Raw genomic sequence first — 17,498 nt, 5'->3', positions numbered from 1 at the left:
ATGAAAGCATTGATTATCGCCACCTTCGGCACCACCCATCGCGACGCTATCGAGCGGGATTTAAAACCCGTATGTGATCACTTAAAGAGTTTGGTTCCCGATTGGGAGACGGTGTTGGCCTTTACCTCGCGCATGGTCATTCGCCGAATCGAATCACGTGACGGCGAAAAGTTTATGAATGAAATTGAAGCATTGGATTATTTGCTTTCCAAGGGCTACAAGAAAGAAGATATTTATATCCAGCCTCTCCATTTAATTCCCGGTATCGAATACGAGAAGCTTTCCGTACTGAAAAAGGACGGGGTTCGAGTAGGTGAACCTCTGTTTGCCAATGACGGGGATATTCGTTATTTTGTCGAAGAAGCTTCTAAAGTATTTGAAGGCCCGACGATTCTCGTAGGCCACGGAAGCCGCCACGAAGCCGACGATATGTATCGTGCGTTGGACGAAGAGCTGAAGGGGAGAGGATTATCCATGGCCGTGGCCACTCTGGAAGGAGAGCTTACGGAAGAGCCCGTGTTCGATCTTTTCGAGCGGAAAGGTTGGAGGGAGTTAAATTTATGCCCATTACTTCTCTTGGCCGGAGATCACGCGAAAAATGATATTGCAGGGGAAGAAGACTCCTATCGCGCAGATTTGGAGGAGAGAGGCTTTAAAGTTCATGCATCATTAGACGGACTTGGAACTTATCCCTTTATTCGAAATATGTATGGGGAAAAACTGGAAAAGCTTATAGGAGATAATGGTCATGCGTAAGCTTGTGGGCATAGGCGTCGGACCGGGAGCGGAGGATTTAATCACGCTGCGAGCCCTCCGTTACTTGGAGCGTGCCGATCATATTTTTGCCCCCAACAATCGGGGGAAGACGCGGGCCTATGATATTGTGAAAGACTTTGTCGACGAAGAGAAAGTGGTGTTTCTCGATTTTCCCATGGGAGAAGATTTAAGAGGAGTGTATGAAGATACCGCTCGCCTAATCGACGAAACCACAAAAGAGGGAGAAGTTTCCGTCCTCATCACTTTAGGAGACGGAACGATTTACACTACGCTTCTCGAGGTATTTCACCGTGACTCATTGAATGATATTCGCATGGAGCTGGTACCCGGGATTCCCGCTTTTCTAGCGGGAATTAACGGCATCGTGGAAGCTCTCGTGAAAAAGGGCGATTCCTTTTTGCTCATGGACAGTTTAAAAGATGAAGAAGGACTGACGGCCGATACGGTGGCCATTTTAAAAACCACGAGAAGTGGGGATACTTTCCATCGTTTAAAAGCGGCGGGCTACTATTCTTTATATCTGGAAAATATTGAAACGGATCATTGGGTCATGACCGATAATCCTGAAAAATGCAAGGATCGAAAAGCCTATATGAGTTTAATTTTAGCAAGGAGGGAACCGTGGAACATGGCGGCGATATTGAATCGTATAGGGGATCGTATAGAGGTTCTATAATCGATTTCAGCTCCAATATTAATCCCCTCGGTATCCACGAAAAAGTTAAGAAATCTATGGTGCGAGCCTTGGACCTGTCGGACCGTTATCCCGATCGCCATTATCGCGCATTAAAAAAATCCCTTGCGGAGTTTATGGGCTGTCAGGAAGAGTCCGTCGTCGTGGGAAACGGCGCCATGGAAATAATCGATCATTGTATTCGAATGTTTCCGGGAATTTATATTGCAGAGCCTTGTTTTAACGAATATGGCGGTATCGCCGAAAATGAGAGGAAAGCTGTCCGTCGATTTGTCATGGAGCCGCCTTTTTCTTTGAATGTGGACGCATTTATTCAAAATATGCCGAAAGGCGTGCTTACGATCTTGACCAATCCTAATAATCCCACGGGATACGTGCTACGAAATGACGAAATAGAAAAAATTTATGAGGCCGTAGAGGCCCGAGACGGCTATTTATTAATGGATGAGACTTTTATAGAATTTGTAGATCTACATGATATGGATCCGTCTCTCGGTTTTCATCTGCCCCGAATGATCAAGGTGCGGGCAGCTACTAAAAGCGCCGCTTTGGCCGGGGTGCGTCTTGGATTTGCAAGCATGCCTCGAGACTTAAAAGAATCATTCGAAAAACATCAACTTCCCTGGACGGTGAACTGCATCGCGTCGGAAGCCGGGCAGGTGTTTAAAGATTTAGGCGATTATTTCGAAGAATCTCGACATTACGTGGCGAAAGAGCGTAGGCGGTTGATGGAGGCCATCGACAGTTCTTCTATCGGCAAGGCATATAGGAGCGAGGCAAATTTTATTTTGATCGAGCTGAAAAACATTTCAAGTAAAGAGGTGTTTGCTTTTTTACTTGAAAGAGGAATTTTGGTGCGAACTTATTCCGATAAATTATTAAAGGGATATATTCGAATCGCCGTTCGACGAGAAGAAGAGAATACGCAATTTATGGACGCATGGAAATCTCTTGAAAGGAGTACTGTTCATGTACATCAAGCAACCGAAAAAAATTGAAATGACCTCAATGGATTTAATCGAGGCTTATCTCGAAGATGTGGATTTTGAATTAGAGGAGCTTCCCATCGTTATGCGCATGATCCATACCACGGGGGACGTGGATTACCGCCACATTATCGATTTTCATCCGGAGTTTATTCAAGCGGCAAAGTTTTCCATATCAAACGGCTTGCCCATTTATACGGATACGAATATGGGCCGTGCAGGTGTGAATAAAAAAGCTCTGGAAGCCAGCGGCTGTGAACTGATGACCTTTATTTCCGATGAAGATGTGGCGAGAAAAGCCAAATCTCGCAAAACGACACGGAGCATCGTCGCTTTGGAAAAAGCGGTAGAGAAGGGATGCAAAGCTTTTATGATCGGCAATGCGCCTACGGCACTTTTCCGCCTGCTTGAGTTAATCGATGAGAAGAGAGTGGAACCCGATTTCGTCATCGCCGTTCCCGTCGGTTTTGTCGGCGCCGAGGAATCTAAAGATGCGATAGGCGACTACGATATTCCCTACATCCGCACCCTGGGAACGAAGGGTGGATCTAATGTGGCGGCATCGGTTTTAAACGCACTTCTTTACGAGGTCGTCGGGCGATGAGATCCACCATCGTCGACGGAAAGCCCATGCGGATGGGCTATACCACCGGTACCTGCGCCGTGGCGGCGGCTAAAGCTGCCATAATTTCTTTAGAAAAAGGGGAAACCGTCGATCTCGTCCGCGTGCAGGTTCCGGCGGGAGATGTTCTCACCATCGAAACGAGGGAAATTTCCCGTACGGAGAATCGAGCCGCTTACTCCGTTATAAAAGACAGCGGTGACGATCCGGATATTACAGACGGTATGGAGCTTCAAGTGATCATAGAAAAGACGACGGATGGAAAGGTTTCCTGGCGGAAAGGGAGAGGTGTCGGAGTCTTTACCGAAGACAGCTTGTTCGGAACGGCCGGAGAACTCGCCATTAATCCCGTGCCGAAAAGGGAACTTACGAACCTCTTAAAAGAGCATTTGGACGAGGGGATCGCCATCGAAATCAATATTCCCCGAGGGGAGGAGTTGGCGGCGAAGACTTTCAATCCTCGACTGGGAATCGTCGGCGGCCTTTCCATTTTAGGAACGAGCGGTCTCGTGCGGCCCATGAGTAAAGATGCTTATGTAGCGACGATTCACATGGAGTTGGAATCACTCAAACATTCCGGAGCGGAGCACATTATTTTGACACCGGGCCACTACGGCGAAAGCTATGCAAAGAAATATTACGAAGGTATTCCCGTGGTACAGGTTTCCAATTATTTCGGCGACGCCCTTTGCCTCGCGAGGGATAAGGGATTTCATGAAATTACCGTCTTAGGACATATCGGCAAAATGGCGAAGCTCGCCATCGGCATTTTTCAAACCCACTCCGCCGTTGCCGACGGACGCATGGAGGCGCTGGCTTACTATCTGGGGAAACTGAATGCACCTCGAGAGTTTATCGACTCTATAGAAAATGAAGTGACGGCGGAGCGCGCCTTTATTCGCTGTGAAGAAGAAGGATACGGTGTCATCTCCCGCGAAATGGAGTGTGGCATTGAAAAGAGGATCATGCGCTACTTAAAGCGAGACGATTTAAAGATTCACGGGAAGATATACACCATGGAGGATTTATCATGATAACCTTAGTAGGAGCCGGGCCCGGAAGTCGCGGATCCATGACATTGGATGCTGTCGAGGCCGTTCGCTCGGCGGACCGGGTGGTGGCCTTTCCCCGATTAAAGGAAAGTCTGGAATTTATTCGCAAGGATATTGTAGAGATACATCGCATAAGCGAAGTGGAAGATGCTGTCGCCGAGGATCATCTCGCAGTCGTCGTGAGCGGCGATCCTTTGTTTTACGGTCTGGCCGCCACGCTGAAGCGTAGAGGGGTTGAAATTTACCGAGTTGTACCCGGAATCAGCAGTATGCAATACGCCGCCTCGAAACTGCAAATCCCGTGGCACTCTATGGCTTTTCATTCTTTTCACGGCAGAGAGGTAGATTTGGACCTTCTATTAGATGAGAAGATCAGTTGTGTATTATTGGATAAACATTACTCTCTCACAGATCTTTCCGAAGGTTTAAAAGAAAAAGGAGCGGAGGGCTTGATTCATGGCGCAAGCTACCTATCTTATGAGAACGAAATATTAGAGACGAAATCTATCGGCGAAAGTTTTGATTTAGAAGGGGATTTGGCTTTGGGGGTGATCGAGCTTGCATTGGATGAATGACGAAGAGTATTTGCGGGGACAAGTTCCCATGACGAAATCGGAAGTGCGCATCCTTACTATGGCGGAATTTGATTTAAGTCCCGGTATGGAATTTCTCGATATCGGATCGGGAACGGGCTCTATTGCCGTCGCCGCCGCCTCCCTCGGTTGCAAGGTAACGGCATCTGAGTGTAATGAGGAAGCCTTGGATTTAATCGCCTTTAATGGGGAACGATTCGATGTGGAATTAAAAATTTTACCGGGAAAGGCTCCGGATTCCCTGGAAGAAAAAATATACGACCGCATTTTTATCGGCGGCAGCAGAGGTAATCTGGAAGAAATACTGGATTATAGCCACCGTCATTTAAATGAAGAGGGTATTTTGGGCGGTAATTTCGTGACGATTCAAAATGTGGAGACTATGCGGCGCTTCTTAAAAGAAAAAGGCTACGAGATGGCGGTGAAACATATCGCCGTGTCTCGTGAAGACAAGATCGGAATTTTACGCGCGGAAAACGGCGTGTTTTTAGTGAAAGGACGAAAGCGATGATTGCATTTATAGGCGCAGGTCCGGGAGATGTGGATCTCATTACCGTGAAGGGACGGAAGCTGATCGAGGAGGCCGATGTTATTATTTACGCGGGAAGCCTCGTGGACCCCGCCCACTTGGACTTTGCAAAAGAAGGCGCTCGTTTCTTCAACAGTGCCACTATGCATTTAGACGAGGTTCTGGAGATCATGCGGATCGCCGACTCCAGGAAGGAAAAGGTAGTGCGCCTTCATACGGGGGATCCGAGTGTCTACGGCGCCATACAGGAGCAAATGGATGCTCTCCGGGAATTGGGAATTTCATACTATGTGGTGCCCGGGGTCAGCTCCTTTTCCGCCGCGGCTGCCTCTATCGAGCGGGAACTCACCCTCCCGGGCGTCAGTCAGACAGTGATTTTGACGCGTAGAGCGGGTCGCACGCCCGTGCCGGAAAAGGAATCTATCCCCTCTCTCGCCGCACACCGCGCCACTATGTGTATTTTCCTTTCTGCAGGACAGATCCCGTCTCTGGTGGAAGATCTCCTGACATCTTACGAACCGACGACGCCCATTGCCGTCGTTTATAAGGCAAGTTGGGAGGATGAAAAAATCGTGCGTTCCACTTTGGAGCACGTAGTCGAGGATGTGAAAGCCGAAGGCATAACGAAACACGCCCAAATCCTAGTCGGGGATTTTTTAAACGGAGATTATGAAAAGAGTAAACTTTACGACAAACACTTTACGACGGACTTTCGAAAGGGCATTCAGTGAAGACGGCGGTATTAGTTTTTTCTCCACAAGGAACGCAGTTGGCCGCCCGTTATTTTTCAGCATTCGATCTTTACGGGAAAAGCTTCGGCAATAATATTTCGAAGGAAAAATTCAAAGGTATTTTTCGCAAGTACGATCGCATCGTCTTTATCGGCGCCATGGGTATCGCCGTCCGTTACCTGGCTCCCGTCCTACGGGACAAGCGAGAAGACCCTGCGGTGGCGGTCATCGACCCCACGGGGCGCTACGTTATTTCAGTGCTGAGCGGCCACCTGGGAGGAGCCAATGATTTCACCGTGGAGCTCGCGAAAAAAATCGGCGCCGTTCCCGTTATTACGACGGCTTCCGATCATTTAGGCTACACATCCATTGATCTCTTCGCCAAGGAAAATCACTATGTTATCGCCGATATGAAGAAGATGAAAGAAGTAGCGGCGGCCATGGTGGCCGGGGAACCGGTTTATTTTTATTCCGAGAAAAAGCCTCGCCCGGATTACCCTCATTTGGTGGAGGCGAAATCTGCGGAAGAGGCGGAGACCAAAAAAGGTGTCGTGGTTTCTTACGACGCTCGAGAGTTGACTCAGGGGCTCCAACTTATTCCGAAGGTGCTCCATCTCGGTATCGGTTCTAAAAAAGGAACAAAGGTCGAAGATTTAACTGCCCTTGTGGAAAAGACTTTCGTCGAAAACGGTTGGGATATGCGGGCGATTTCCACGGCTCACACCATCGATATTAAGCGAAACGAAGAATCCATTAAGAGCTTTTGCGAAAATCTGAAGATCCCCCTCAAAGATTACGATGCGAACACTCTCTCTGAAAAGGAAGATCGTTGCGGCGGCAGCGATTTCGTTAAAAAAACAGTGGGGGTAAAGTCCGTATCTTGTCCTGCTGCCTTAATGGGCGGCGATAATTTGCTCGTAGAGAAGGTATCGTCTTCAGGTTTAACTTTAAGCGTAACGGAGGAAAAAGATTGAAGAAACTATATATTATCGGCATCGGTCCGGGAGGGAGAGAACATTTCACCCGGCGTATGATTGATTGTATTAAAGCATCCGACGCCGTCGTGGGTTACACTCCTTATTTGGAATATATAAGGGAATTCACCGAGGGAAAGGATTGTTATTCTACGGGGATGAAGTCGGAAATTCAGCGCTGCCGAAAGGCCATTGATCTTGCGAAATCCGGCATAACGACCTCCATTATTTCCACCGGGGACGCCGGGCTGTATGGCATGGCGGGACCTATTTTACAGATGGGGGCGAAAGAAGATATTGCCATCGAAGTTGTACCCGGGATCAGCTCGAATTTCGCGGCAGCTTCCCTTGTAGGGGCGCCCATTATGCATGACTCCGCTACTATCAGCCTCTCCGATTTAATGACGCCTTATGATTTAATAATGGATCGGGTACGCTTGGCGGCTCGCGGAGATTTCGTCATCAGCTTTTACAATCCTCGTTCCAAGGGAAGGGCGGATTATCTGGAAAAGGCCTTTGCCATTTTAAAGGAAGAAGGATATTCCGGCGATCGGCCGGTGGCGGTGGTAAAAGACGCCTGTCGGGACGGAGAGGAAATTACCCTTACCACCATCGATACTATAGATTACGAGAAAGTAGGTATGAAGACCATGGTCATCGTGGGCAATAAGACGACCTATGTTGAAGAGGGCTATATGATTACGCCGAGAGGTTACGAGCTATGAAAATATGGATCATCGGCGGCACATCGGAAGGGGTGCGCCTCGCCGAATCTTTGGATCCACGAACCTATATTGTATCGGTGGTGACAGAGGAGAGCTTGGAATTTCTGCCGCAAGAAGCGGAGGTACACATAGGTGCCATGGATAAAAAAGCTATGGCGGATTTTATTTTGCACCATCAGATCTGCGCCGTAATCGACATGAGCCATCCCTTTGCAAAGATCGTATCGAAAGAGGGGAAGGCCGCCGCCGAGAAATGTAATATTCCTTACTACCGTCATCTTCGATCCCTTGGAGAAGGGGGCGATCTCCTTTTTAGGGATTATGCTTCCTGTGCCGAGTTTATATCCAAGCTAACGGGAACTTTTTATTTCACCACAGGATCAAAACACAGTGATTTATTTCAGTCGATTCGGGGGGATAGTCGACATATTTATCGCATCATCCCCTCTGAAAAAAGCATTCATATTTTAAGAGAGGCCGGCGTTGAGATGAAGGATATGGTGGCCATGCTCGGACCCTTCGATTACGACATGAACTATGCACTTTTTAAACACGCCGAAGCCGATTACTTAGTGACGAAAAATAGCGGAGAAGGTTCCGGTTTTTATGAAAAGATTCGGGCGGCGAAAGATTTAAACATGACATCCCTCGTCATTTCTACAGAGAGGGAAGAGGGATACGATTTCGACGAATTGTCCGCCATTACGGAAAGGATTTCCAATGAAATACTCCTATCGCTTTTACACCAATAAGGACTGCGATTATTTCCCCTGTCACGAATACGAAGGGGATTTTAACTGCATGTTTTGCTACTGCCCGCTTTACCTATTAGATAAAGACTGCGGCGGAAATTTTCAATATGTAGAGGGCGTCAAAGACTGCTCAAACTGTTTGATTCCTCACAGACCGAAAGGATACGATTACATCAACGCTCGATTGCGAAAAGAAATCGAAAAGAGGAAGAATAATGGGGCTGAATGAATTTCTGGAGGGCATCGAGCCCGTCGACCGGTCGGCTATGGAGGATGCGGAAAAATATTGGGACACGCGGACCCATCCTATCGGTTCCCTGGGTAAGCTGGAAGAGATGACCATTCGCCTGGCGGGAATTCAAGGCACTCCCATTCCTTCTCTAGCCAATAAAACCACCATCGTCATGTGTAGCGATAATGGCGTAGTGGCGGAAGATATCAGTTCATCTCCCCAGATTTTTACGCAAATGCTCGCCAATGCCATGGCGCGAGGGGAGACGGGGGTTGCTGCTCTTTCTCGCCATGTGGGCGCTGATCTTCGCATCGTGGATATGGGTATGCTCAAAACTTTGGAGCGGGAAGAAAACATCATCGACTGCGTTATTCGAGAGGGAAGCGGCAACATTGCCGTAGAAAATGCCATGACCCGTGAGGAAGCCCTGAAGGCTATTGAAGCAGGAATCGCCGTCGCTGAGGAAGAAATAAAAAACGGTTGCTCGATTTTGGGGACGGGCGAGCTCGGAATCGGCAATACGACCACCTCTTCCGCGCTTCTCGCTGCCATAACATCGGCGTCTTTAGAGGACTGCGTGGGATACGGCGCAGGTATCAGCGAAAAACAATATGAGAAAAAGCTCCATGTGGTAAGAAAAGCGATGGAAAGACTTTCTCCCAAAAGGGATATTATCGACACATTGGCCGCCCTCGGGGGATTTGATATTGCTGGAATCGTCGGCGTGTTTATCGCCGGCGCATATTACGGAATTCCCGTCGTCGTAGACGGCCTTATATCCGGTGCGGCGGCTCTCGTCGCCATAGAACTTAATGAGAGCGTAAGGGACTACGTTTTTACCTCTCACAGAAGCTCTGAAAAAGCATCGGATGTATTGTACCGTGCACTTAAGATGGAGCCGAGTTTGGATCTCGCCATGCGTCTCGGGGAGGGGAGTGGTTGTCCGCTATTTTTCGAGCTTTTGGAAACGGCCATTGGATGCATGACCGGCATGGGATCCATAGAAGACAATGCCATCGATCCCAATAGATTGGTAATTTTAAGGGGGAAAAAATGAAGCTTATTACGGGAGGCGCTCGCAGCGGAAAGAGCACCTTTGCCGAATCCTTAATGGAGGACTATAGCGAGGTCTGCTATATTGCCACGGCACGACCCTCCGATGATGAGGAGATGAAGGAGCGCATCGCCAAACATCGGTCGAGGCGACCCGACCATTGGCATACTCTCGAAGGCGATCGAAACCTCGCCTCAAATCTTCCGGCGGCAGATGCGGTCCTTCTCGATTGCGTCACCGTGCTTTTGAGTAATTATCTCTTCGATAGTGGCGAGGAGCTTACCGAAGGATCCATTCAAAAAGTAGAGGACGAGGTTAAGGAAGAACTTATGCTTTTATCCGACTTTTGCGAAAAAGAGAATATAGAGCTCGTCTTTGTCACCAACGAAGTGGGAAGCGGCATCGTGCCCATGCATCCCCTTTCAAGAGCTTTCCGAGATATCCAGGGTAGAGTCAATCAGTTTTTAGCGTCTCGCGCCGAAGAAGTGTATTTGGTCGTATCGGGAATTCCGGTGAGGATCAAATGAACAGTTTTTTTCTTGCTCTCCAATTTTTAACGCGACTCCCCATTCCCTATGAGACGGATTTTAACGAAGTAGAGGCGGGGAGGAGTCTCACTTGGTTTCCTCTGATTTCCGGATTAATGGGCTTGATCGTCGGCTATATTCAGTCTATTATCTTTCCAACTGCCCCGGAAATTTCAGGCTTCGTCGCCTTGATCGCCCTCTACCTTTTAAACGGCGGTCTCCATTTAGACGGGCTCGCCGATACCGCCGACGGTTTTTTATCCTACCGAAATCGGGAAGAGACCCTTAGAATCATGCACGATTCTACCATCGGCACATACGGTGTCGTCGCATTGGTCTTCCTCTTATTAGGGGAATACTCCGTCTTTTCTTCGACGAAAATAGGCGCCGTATATTTAGCGATATTCGTGGCGTCTGCACGTATGGGCGTGTTATTTTCTATCCATTTTTTCCCATCGGCCACATCGTCGAAGCTCGGAGATTTTTTCAAGCGAAGAGGCGAAGCTAAAGTCTATGCTCTTCAATGGATTATTTTATCGGCCTTTATATTCATCTTCAGCAAACCGTGGATGATCATCTTTCCCGTCCTCGCTCTTTTATTCAGCTACGCCTTCAGTCGTCTGTCGGTGAAAAAAATAGGGGGCGTTTCCGGAGATGTCTACGGCGCTATTATGGAGCTGTCCACTCTTTTGCTTCTTTTAATTTACGGAGGGTGGACTGCATGACTATTTACATGATGCGTCACGGGCAGACCCGGGCCAATATGGAAAAATACTACGCTACAGAAGATGAGCCCATTCTTCCCGTCGAGGATGAGAAGATTCGGGAGATTGCAAATGCTGTGGAGGAACTTGGCTTTAGATTTATCGTAGCGAGTCCCTATTTACGCGTCCGGCAAACGGCGAAGCTTATTGGCGATGTTTTAAAGATGCCTATAGCCGTAGATGAGAAAATTCATGAAATCGATCTGGGCGTACTGGAAGGCAAAACGTTTAAAGAGGCCTACGATCTCTACGGCGACGCCTTGCAACCATGGATTGACGATCCCTACACGAACGGCCCACCCAATGGGGAGAGTCTTGAGGAAGCCTATCAGCGTGCAGAAAGCTTTCTCTCAACGGCTCGGGAAGATACCCTTTATGTGAGCCACGACGGCTTCATTCGCGCCGTACTTTGTGCAAGGGACGGTCACATAGATAATTTTTTCCGATACAAAATCGAAAACCTGGAAATTGTAAGATTAAAGTAGATTTTCAAATGGTTTCAATTTTGTTACAAATTCAAAGAGAGTCTTTTTCCCATCCTTCCTTTCTGCTATAGTTTCTATGACTTAGAGAAAGGAAGTTTTAAATTGAAACATATAATGAAAAAATTAATGGCAAGTATTCTAACGGTACTTATTATATTTACCTGTACAGAATCTTTTGCAGCGGGCTACGATAATCCCCAACTCGTTTCCGTTCAACTTAAGAAAAATGGAAGCGGGGTTTACGATCGTTTTGAAATGTCCTGGCAAAACCCCCAATGGGTTCAAAAAAAGCTCAATGGAGGAGAGTCCGTAAGTTTTGAAATCGACGGGAAAGTAAATTACAAACCTTGGTCTTCCACAAAAGGCCATGTCTTTTCCGGCACCTTATCGAAAGAGCAGGGGAAAAATGTGCGCATGGAAATTCCTTCCAATGCATTGCCCCATCTTTCCTCGGTAGACATTAAGAGCAATTTGTATAGTTTCCGCGTTCGCTATAAAGTTGGAAAAGAAGTGAGTAATTACAGTGCTCCCGTTGCTGTAGGGTTCCGACCGGGTTTTTCCAATGCCAGCGAATGGTCCATGGAAGAGCTTACCTCTGCGGGTAGAAACGGATTTATTCCGAGCTCTATCAAAGCCGATATGAAAAAGGATATTACCCGTGAGGAATTTACGGAAATTATCGTTCGTGTTTATGAAAAAGTAAGCCGCGTTCACTTAGCGGCGGGCAAAAGTCCTTTTAAGGACACAAACAATGAGGCGGTAACCATCGCCAGCCGACTGGGCATCGTAAGCGGTGTGGGAAATGGAAACTTCAACCCTAATGCAAAAATCACACGCCAAGATATGGCGGCGATTCTCAGTCGTTTTCTAAAAACCCTCGACATCGAAGGGGACAGCACTGTTCAAAAACCCTTTAAAGATCACAATCAAATTAAACGCTACGCCGTAGAGCCCGTGTACAGTTTACAGAGCATGAACGTGTTCTCCGGCTACAACGACAATACCTTCAGACCCTTAACCAATGCTTCGAGAGAACAGGGCGTTGTACTGGGAGAGAGAATTTATCACTTTGTAAATTCGGAAAGATAAAATAAATCTGAAGATGAAAAATGCCCTTCGACCATTGCGGATCGAAGGGCATTTTTATATTGATTAAATTATTCAACGGTTACTGATTTTGCCAAGTTTCTCGGCTTATCCACGTCGTTTCCTAATAGTTTACTCACCTTATAGGCGAGGATTTGCTGGGGAAGGACGGCGAGGATGGGAGCGTACAGGTCGTCGATGGCGGGGACGCGTATGGTGGCGTCTGCGGCCTCGTCGAATTGGGGACCTTCGACATCGGTAATGACGATAGTATAGGCACCGCGGGATTTAACTTCCTTAATATTGGATACGCTCTTTTCCGCAAGTTCCTTTTGGGTGATAATCGTCACCACAGGAATGCCTTCTTCGATGAGGGCGATAGAGCCGTGCTTTAACTCGCCGGCTGCCATGGATTGGGCGTGAATATAAGAGATTTCTTTGAGCTTCAACGCACCTTCCTTGGCGCTTAAATAGTCGATGCCTCGCCCTAAATAGAAGACGGCGTCATGTTTGGAAAGCCGCTCGGCAATGGGATCGAGAGAGTCGATATCTTCTAAGATATTCTCGATCTTTTCGGGAACGGACTCGAAGGTTTCGATGGCTTTTGCCACATCTTCTTTCGAGTAATTTTCTAATTTATAGCCGAAGTCCAGTGCCAAGAGGTAAAGGCTTAAGAGCTGAGTAGAGTAAGCTTTTGTGCTGGCTACAGAAATTTCCGGACCTGCGTCGCAGTAAAGAACCTTGTCGCTTTCGCGGTCCACGCTGGATCCCACTACATTGGTAATGGCGAGAACTTTGGCGCCTCGTTGTTTCGCCTCGCGAAGGACGGCGAGCGTATCGCCGGTTTCTCCCGACTGGCTCACGACAATAAGCAGACTCTTTTCGTTTAAGAAATTCATATTGTAGCGGAACTCCGATGCGATATCGGCGGTGATTTCTCTGCCGATAGCATCTTCGATTGCGCGTTTACCGACCTGGGAAGCGTGGAAAGCTGTACCGCAGGCGGAAATATAAATATGATCGAAACTTTCGATTTCTTCCTTCGTAAAGGATTGATCCTTGAGATCGATAAAGCCGTCGGTTACTTTGCGACGCAGGGAATCTTTAATAGCCTTTGGCTGTTCGTAGATTTCTTTGATCATGTAGTGATCGAAACCTTCTTTACCGGCACTTTCCATGCTCCACTCTACTTTTTTAACGGCGCGATCTACGGGTTTTCCGTCGTTAAAGATTTGGTAGTTGGCGCCGTCGATGGTGACCACGTCGTCGTTTTCGAGATAAATCACATCCCGGGTGTAGGCGAGAAGGGCGGGCACATCCGATGCGGCAAAAACACCGTCGTCGCAAAGGCCTAAAATCAAGGGAGACTCGCGACGGGTGACGATCAGTTTTCCGGGATCTTCAGCGGATAAAACAGCCAAGCTGAAGGTGCCCGTAACTTCTTTAATAGCTTCTTCCACGGCAGATTTTAAATCTCCGTCGAACTTCGATGCGATTAAATTGGCGACGACTTCCGTATCAGTTTCGGAATAAAAAGTAAAACCCTTTTTGATCAAGTCATCTTTTAAAGTTTGAAAGTTTTCGATAATGCCGTTGTGTACTACGGCGATTTTTCCGTCGCTACTCACGTGGGGGTGAGCATTAGATTCCGTCGGCACGCCGTGGGTAGCCCAACGAGTGTGGCCGATTCCCACATTACCTTTTAAGGGATCCTTTTCTAATTTTTCGACAAGGGCGTCTAAGCGGCCGGCTGCTTTCGTAACGCGAAGCTCGCCGTCGTCGATGACGGCAATGCCGGCGCTGTCGTACCCGCGATATTCTAATTTTTCCAAGCCCTGAACGATGCGTTCCTCCGCATTTTTCGAGCCGTTAAATGCTACAATTCCACACATAATATCCTCCTTATTTATTGAGGGGGAGCTGCCGTATTGATTTTGTGCAACGGTCGCCCGTTGTTTTGTACAATACTAAGGTTGCAGACCTATGAAGCATCCGCCGATAATTCGATCACTTCATTCCTCGTCCACCTTTTAGGTGCTGGCGCTTGATGATCTTCTCCCCGTCATTTTAAGTTTAATACCAAGTATTATATCATAGTCTGATAAAAGGTTAAACGAAGGGAATCTTGACGCTTTCCCTTGGACTTGTTATCATAAATTTATATGACTTACGAACAAAATCACGTACTCAACATAGGAGGTTGACATGACAGAAGAAAATAAAGTACTCGCATCCGTCGACGGAATGGACATTCACGCATCCGACGTGGATGCTTATTTACAAAGCATGAATCCCCAAATGGCCATGCAATTTCAAGGGGAAGAAGGCAAAAAACAAGTTTTGGATGAATTAATTCGTCAAGAACTTCTTTTAAAAGACGCTCTCGATAAGAAGATGGACGAAGAGGAAGAATTTAAGAAAGTTTTCCAAGATACGAAACGTTCTTTATTGAAGTCCTACAACTTCTCCAAAACCATCGAGGGAGTAGAAGTTTCCGACGACGAAACGAAAGCTTTCTACGAAGAAAATAAACAATTTTTTAAAAAGCCCGAATCCGTTCATGCCGCCCATATTTTAGTGGACGATGAAGATAAGGCGAAAGAAATTGCTCAAAAACTAGATGAAGGTGCCGATTTCGAAGAGCTCGCTAAAGAACACTCCAGCTGCCCCTCCAGCGAACGTGGCGGTGATTTAGGTAGTTTCGGCCGTGGTCAAATGGTTCCCGAATTCGACGAAAAAGTATTTTCTATGGAAGATGGTACTGTTTCCGAGCCGGTGAAGACACAATTCGGTTACCACATTATCAAACGTATCGACAGCGAACCGGAAACTTCTCGCGCATACGATGAGGTAAAGAGCGAAATCAACATGGAAATTACCCGTAGAAAACAACAAGAAAAATACTTGGAAAAAGTAAGCGGTCTTGAAGAAAAATATAATGTCGTGAGAAAATAAAAAGAGTGGCTTCGGCCACTTTTTTTTATTCTCTGCTATGTTGATTGATCTTAGATTTTACCGTGGGAGCGTTTTCGATATAGTATGTTATAATATAGACTATCAGGAGGATATTTTTTATGGAACAAGATTTATTCGCGTTTATCGATCGCGCCACGGAACTTTTAAAGATCAAGATGGATCATATCGTCGCCTTAAATCGCGAGCTGGAGAATTTCTTTGTCGTAGAATATGGCGATATGGACAGTTTCCTGGCGGTGAACTCCCGGATAAAATCTCCGGATTCTTTACGCGAAAAAATTATACGCAATAATTTCTACATGTATTACGATAGCCCGGTAAAGATGATGTTTGCCATTCAGGATATTGTAGGTCTGAGAATCGAATGCCGCTTCACAGACGACGAGGTAGGAATTTATCGCGCAATTTTAGAGAAATTTAATATTCCCGCGGGTGGAGGATATTATCGCTCCCCGGGTCATAAACATATATTTTTAAATTTGGAAACTCCCCAGCCTATGCTACAGAAAAACGGCTTCGGAATTTACAAAATCGACGGTTACATCATAGACGATGGCTTTAAATTAAAATTCGAGCTTCAAATTAAATCCCTCGTCAACGTGTTCTGGGGCGAAATCGATCACAAGGTACTTTATAAAAACTTTAATTATATGCTGACGGAAGATTTTTTTGCCGATATTATGCATTCCATTAAAGATAATCTTTCCATGATCGACCGCCAATTAAAGATTCTATATGAACATGTGAACGATATGGATTCTTCTGCGGCCATCAGCAACCACAATCAGGTAAAGAGCCTGCTTTCAAAAATCATTCACGATATATTTATCGGTTGGGTACGAAAAGATCTGGGTTTTGTCGTCGACCTCAACGATATTTCCGATATTTCAGTGGATTATCTGGTTTACAAGAATTATTATCTTCTGGATTACGACGACGGAGAAAATTTTATTCGCCTGCTGAATCGCGTGAATGCCATGGATCAGGATAATTTCAATGTAGAAGGTTTAGTCGTATTGGACAGGCGTCCGATTTTCACGACGGAGTTTACATCCCGTGTAGGGGGAGCGGTTTACGAGATAATAAACCGGGAATTTAGCTGGAGCCTCTTCTTTAAAATTTTAGCTGCGATTGAACAGAACGATCCGCGAACCGATTTCGAAGAATTTTTCCGATATGCGGAGGCCAGATTGAAAAGGACTATTGCCGAAGAGGTGAAGACGGATGCTTTCAGTGAAGAGGAGTACGAGGCCGTCGAAAATTTCGTATTGGATTGTTTGGCGGGGAATTTTGAAAGGGATCCTTCGTTTGAAAATATAACGGAAGGTTGTTTCAAGCAATCGCGCCATCAATTGACGCAGTTTTTCAGAAATATTAAGACTTATGAAGATTTCCAAGAAAACCGCGAACGTATCGAGCGTATGCTCAGGCATTAGGAGGTAAAATGGCAAATATTGTTTTAGCAGGGGGATGCTTTTGGGGCTTGGAAGAATATTTTCAACGCACCGAGGGTATCCTCGATACAGAGGTAGGATATGCCAACTCCAATATCGACCACCCGAGTTATGAAGAAGTTTGCGAAGGAAAGAGTAAGGCTGCCGAGGCCGTGAGAATAGAATATGACGAAGGGGTTTTACCTACAGAGAAGCTATTGGATATTTTCTATTCCATTATCGATCCCTATAGTTATTTCAGGCAGGGAATGGACATCGGAAGGCAATACAGGACGGGAATTTACTATGAGCCGGGAGGCGACCGGAAGGACTTGTTTTTAAAAGATAAAGAGGATCGACAAAAGGAGTCTACTCGCAAAATTTGGGTAGAAGTGGAGCCTCTGGATAACTTCTGGCCAGCGGAGGAATACCACCAACGCTACCTACAAAAAAATCCGGGCGGCTACTGCCATATTCCTTTGCCCGATAAAGTTGAAAAGTAATGA

21 protein-coding genes are annotated in these 17,498 nt (G+C 46.7%); 20 read left to right on the top strand and 1 reads right to left on the bottom strand.

Annotated features, from left to right (window positions below; translation table 11 throughout):
* From PEPTYR26121_RS02675 to PEPTYR26121_RS02595, 17 genes are all read left to right on the top strand, one after another.
* Positions 1 to 756 carry a sirohydrochlorin cobaltochelatase gene (locus PEPTYR26121_RS02675; RefSeq protein ID WP_180498952.1) on the top strand — a complete coding sequence of 252 codons (756 nt, stop codon included), beginning with the start codon at positions 1 to 3 and terminating at the stop codon, positions 754 to 756.
* A complete protein-coding gene (locus PEPTYR26121_RS02670) occupies positions 749 to 1,453 on the top strand; it encodes a precorrin-2 C(20)-methyltransferase (RefSeq protein ID WP_180498951.1) in 705 nt (234 codons plus the stop codon). Before PEPTYR26121_RS02675 ends, PEPTYR26121_RS02670 begins: the two co-directional genes overlap by 8 nt.
* Positions 1,399 to 2,469: a pyridoxal phosphate-dependent aminotransferase gene (locus PEPTYR26121_RS02665; RefSeq protein WP_180498949.1), complete on the top strand. Its 1,071-nt coding sequence runs from the start codon at positions 1,399 to 1,401 to the stop codon at positions 2,467 to 2,469. Before PEPTYR26121_RS02670 ends, PEPTYR26121_RS02665 begins: the two co-directional genes overlap by 55 nt.
* Positions 2,441 to 3,061, top strand: a complete 621-nt coding sequence (locus PEPTYR26121_RS02660; protein ID WP_180498947.1) for a precorrin-8X methylmutase — start codon at positions 2,441 to 2,443, stop codon at positions 3,059 to 3,061. The genes PEPTYR26121_RS02665 and PEPTYR26121_RS02660 overlap by 29 nt, the downstream gene beginning before the upstream one ends.
* Positions 3,058 to 4,113: a cobalt-precorrin-5B (C(1))-methyltransferase CbiD gene (gene cbiD / locus PEPTYR26121_RS02655; protein WP_180498945.1), complete on the top strand. Its 1,056-nt coding sequence runs from the start codon at positions 3,058 to 3,060 to the stop codon at positions 4,111 to 4,113. Before PEPTYR26121_RS02660 ends, cbiD begins: the two co-directional genes overlap by 4 nt.
* Positions 4,110 to 4,706, top strand: a complete 597-nt coding sequence (cbiE, locus tag PEPTYR26121_RS02650) for a precorrin-6y C5,15-methyltransferase (decarboxylating) subunit CbiE (protein ID WP_180498943.1) — start codon at positions 4,110 to 4,112, stop codon at positions 4,704 to 4,706. Before cbiD ends, cbiE begins: the two co-directional genes overlap by 4 nt.
* Entirely contained in the window at positions 4,699 to 5,235 is a 537-nt protein-coding gene (cbiT, locus tag PEPTYR26121_RS02645) for a precorrin-6Y C5,15-methyltransferase (decarboxylating) subunit CbiT (RefSeq protein ID WP_246285885.1), read from the top strand. The genes cbiE and cbiT overlap by 8 nt, the downstream gene beginning before the upstream one ends.
* A complete protein-coding gene (gene cobM / locus PEPTYR26121_RS02640) occupies positions 5,232 to 5,984 on the top strand; it encodes a precorrin-4 C(11)-methyltransferase (RefSeq protein ID WP_180498939.1) in 753 nt (250 codons plus the stop codon). The genes cbiT and cobM overlap by 4 nt, the downstream gene beginning before the upstream one ends.
* Positions 5,981 to 6,958, top strand: a complete 978-nt coding sequence (locus PEPTYR26121_RS02635) for a cobalt-precorrin 5A hydrolase (RefSeq protein ID WP_180498937.1) — start codon at positions 5,981 to 5,983, stop codon at positions 6,956 to 6,958. The genes cobM and PEPTYR26121_RS02635 overlap by 4 nt, the downstream gene beginning before the upstream one ends.
* On the top strand, positions 6,955 to 7,683 hold the full coding sequence (gene cobJ / locus PEPTYR26121_RS02630; protein WP_180498935.1) for a precorrin-3B C(17)-methyltransferase: 729 nt from the start codon (positions 6,955 to 6,957) through the stop codon (positions 7,681 to 7,683). Before PEPTYR26121_RS02635 ends, cobJ begins: the two co-directional genes overlap by 4 nt.
* The gene (cobK, locus tag PEPTYR26121_RS02625; RefSeq protein ID WP_180498933.1) at positions 7,680 to 8,435 is read left to right on the top strand and encodes a precorrin-6A reductase; all 756 of its coding nucleotides are present in this window, start codon (positions 7,680 to 7,682) and stop codon (positions 8,433 to 8,435) included. Before cobJ ends, cobK begins: the two co-directional genes overlap by 4 nt.
* On the top strand, positions 8,404 to 8,664 hold the full coding sequence (locus PEPTYR26121_RS02620) for a cysteine-rich small domain-containing protein (RefSeq protein ID WP_180498931.1): 261 nt from the start codon (positions 8,404 to 8,406) through the stop codon (positions 8,662 to 8,664). The genes cobK and PEPTYR26121_RS02620 overlap by 32 nt, the downstream gene beginning before the upstream one ends.
* Entirely contained in the window at positions 8,651 to 9,724 is a 1,074-nt protein-coding gene (gene cobT / locus PEPTYR26121_RS02615) for a nicotinate-nucleotide--dimethylbenzimidazole phosphoribosyltransferase (protein ID WP_180498929.1), read from the top strand. The genes PEPTYR26121_RS02620 and cobT overlap by 14 nt, the downstream gene beginning before the upstream one ends.
* Entirely contained in the window at positions 9,721 to 10,248 is a 528-nt protein-coding gene (gene cobU, locus PEPTYR26121_RS02610; RefSeq protein WP_180498927.1) for a bifunctional adenosylcobinamide kinase/adenosylcobinamide-phosphate guanylyltransferase, read from the top strand. Before cobT ends, cobU begins: the two co-directional genes overlap by 4 nt.
* Complete coding sequence (cobS, locus tag PEPTYR26121_RS02605) at positions 10,245 to 10,973, top strand: adenosylcobinamide-GDP ribazoletransferase (protein ID WP_180498925.1); 729 nt, start codon at positions 10,245 to 10,247, stop codon at positions 10,971 to 10,973. Before cobU ends, cobS begins: the two co-directional genes overlap by 4 nt.
* Positions 10,970 to 11,497, top strand: coding sequence for a histidine phosphatase family protein (locus PEPTYR26121_RS02600; protein ID WP_180498923.1), 528 nt, complete (start codon positions 10,970 to 10,972; stop codon positions 11,495 to 11,497). Before cobS ends, PEPTYR26121_RS02600 begins: the two co-directional genes overlap by 4 nt.
* 102 nt (positions 11,498 to 11,599) lie before the next feature.
* Complete coding sequence (locus PEPTYR26121_RS02595; protein WP_180498921.1) at positions 11,600 to 12,586, top strand: S-layer homology domain-containing protein; 987 nt, start codon at positions 11,600 to 11,602, stop codon at positions 12,584 to 12,586.
* 68 nt (positions 12,587 to 12,654) lie between these two features.
* Here the strand turns inward: PEPTYR26121_RS02595 and glmS are convergent, their stop codons facing one another.
* Positions 12,655 to 14,475 (bottom strand): glutamine--fructose-6-phosphate transaminase (isomerizing), encoded by a 1,821-nt coding sequence (glmS, locus tag PEPTYR26121_RS02590; RefSeq protein ID WP_180498919.1) that lies wholly within the window; start codon positions 14,473 to 14,475, stop codon positions 12,655 to 12,657.
* A 313-nt stretch (positions 14,476 to 14,788) separates the two neighbouring features.
* Here glmS and PEPTYR26121_RS02585 point away from each other — a divergent pair, with 313 nt between their 5' ends.
* From PEPTYR26121_RS02585 to msrA, 3 genes are all read left to right on the top strand, one after another.
* The gene (locus tag PEPTYR26121_RS02585) at positions 14,789 to 15,538 is read left to right on the top strand and encodes a peptidylprolyl isomerase (protein WP_246285877.1); all 750 of its coding nucleotides are present in this window, start codon (positions 14,789 to 14,791) and stop codon (positions 15,536 to 15,538) included.
* Positions 15,539 to 15,657: 119 nt separating this feature from the next.
* On the top strand, positions 15,658 to 16,995 hold the full coding sequence (locus tag PEPTYR26121_RS02580) for a nucleotidyltransferase family protein (RefSeq protein WP_180498917.1): 1,338 nt from the start codon (positions 15,658 to 15,660) through the stop codon (positions 16,993 to 16,995).
* Between the two features lie 8 nt (positions 16,996 to 17,003).
* A complete protein-coding gene (gene msrA, locus PEPTYR26121_RS02575; RefSeq protein WP_180498915.1) occupies positions 17,004 to 17,495 on the top strand; it encodes a peptide-methionine (S)-S-oxide reductase MsrA in 492 nt (163 codons plus the stop codon).
* The last annotated feature ends 3 nt before the right edge of the window (positions 17,496 to 17,498 follow it).

The organism is Aedoeadaptatus nemausensis (genome assembly GCF_903819165.1).
In the GTDB taxonomy this organism is placed as follows: Bacteria; Bacillota; Clostridia; order Tissierellales; family Peptoniphilaceae; genus Aedoeadaptatus; species Aedoeadaptatus nemausensis.
Note: the sequence above shows the minus strand (reverse complement) of the source record. Positions and strands in the feature narration are given on the sequence as shown.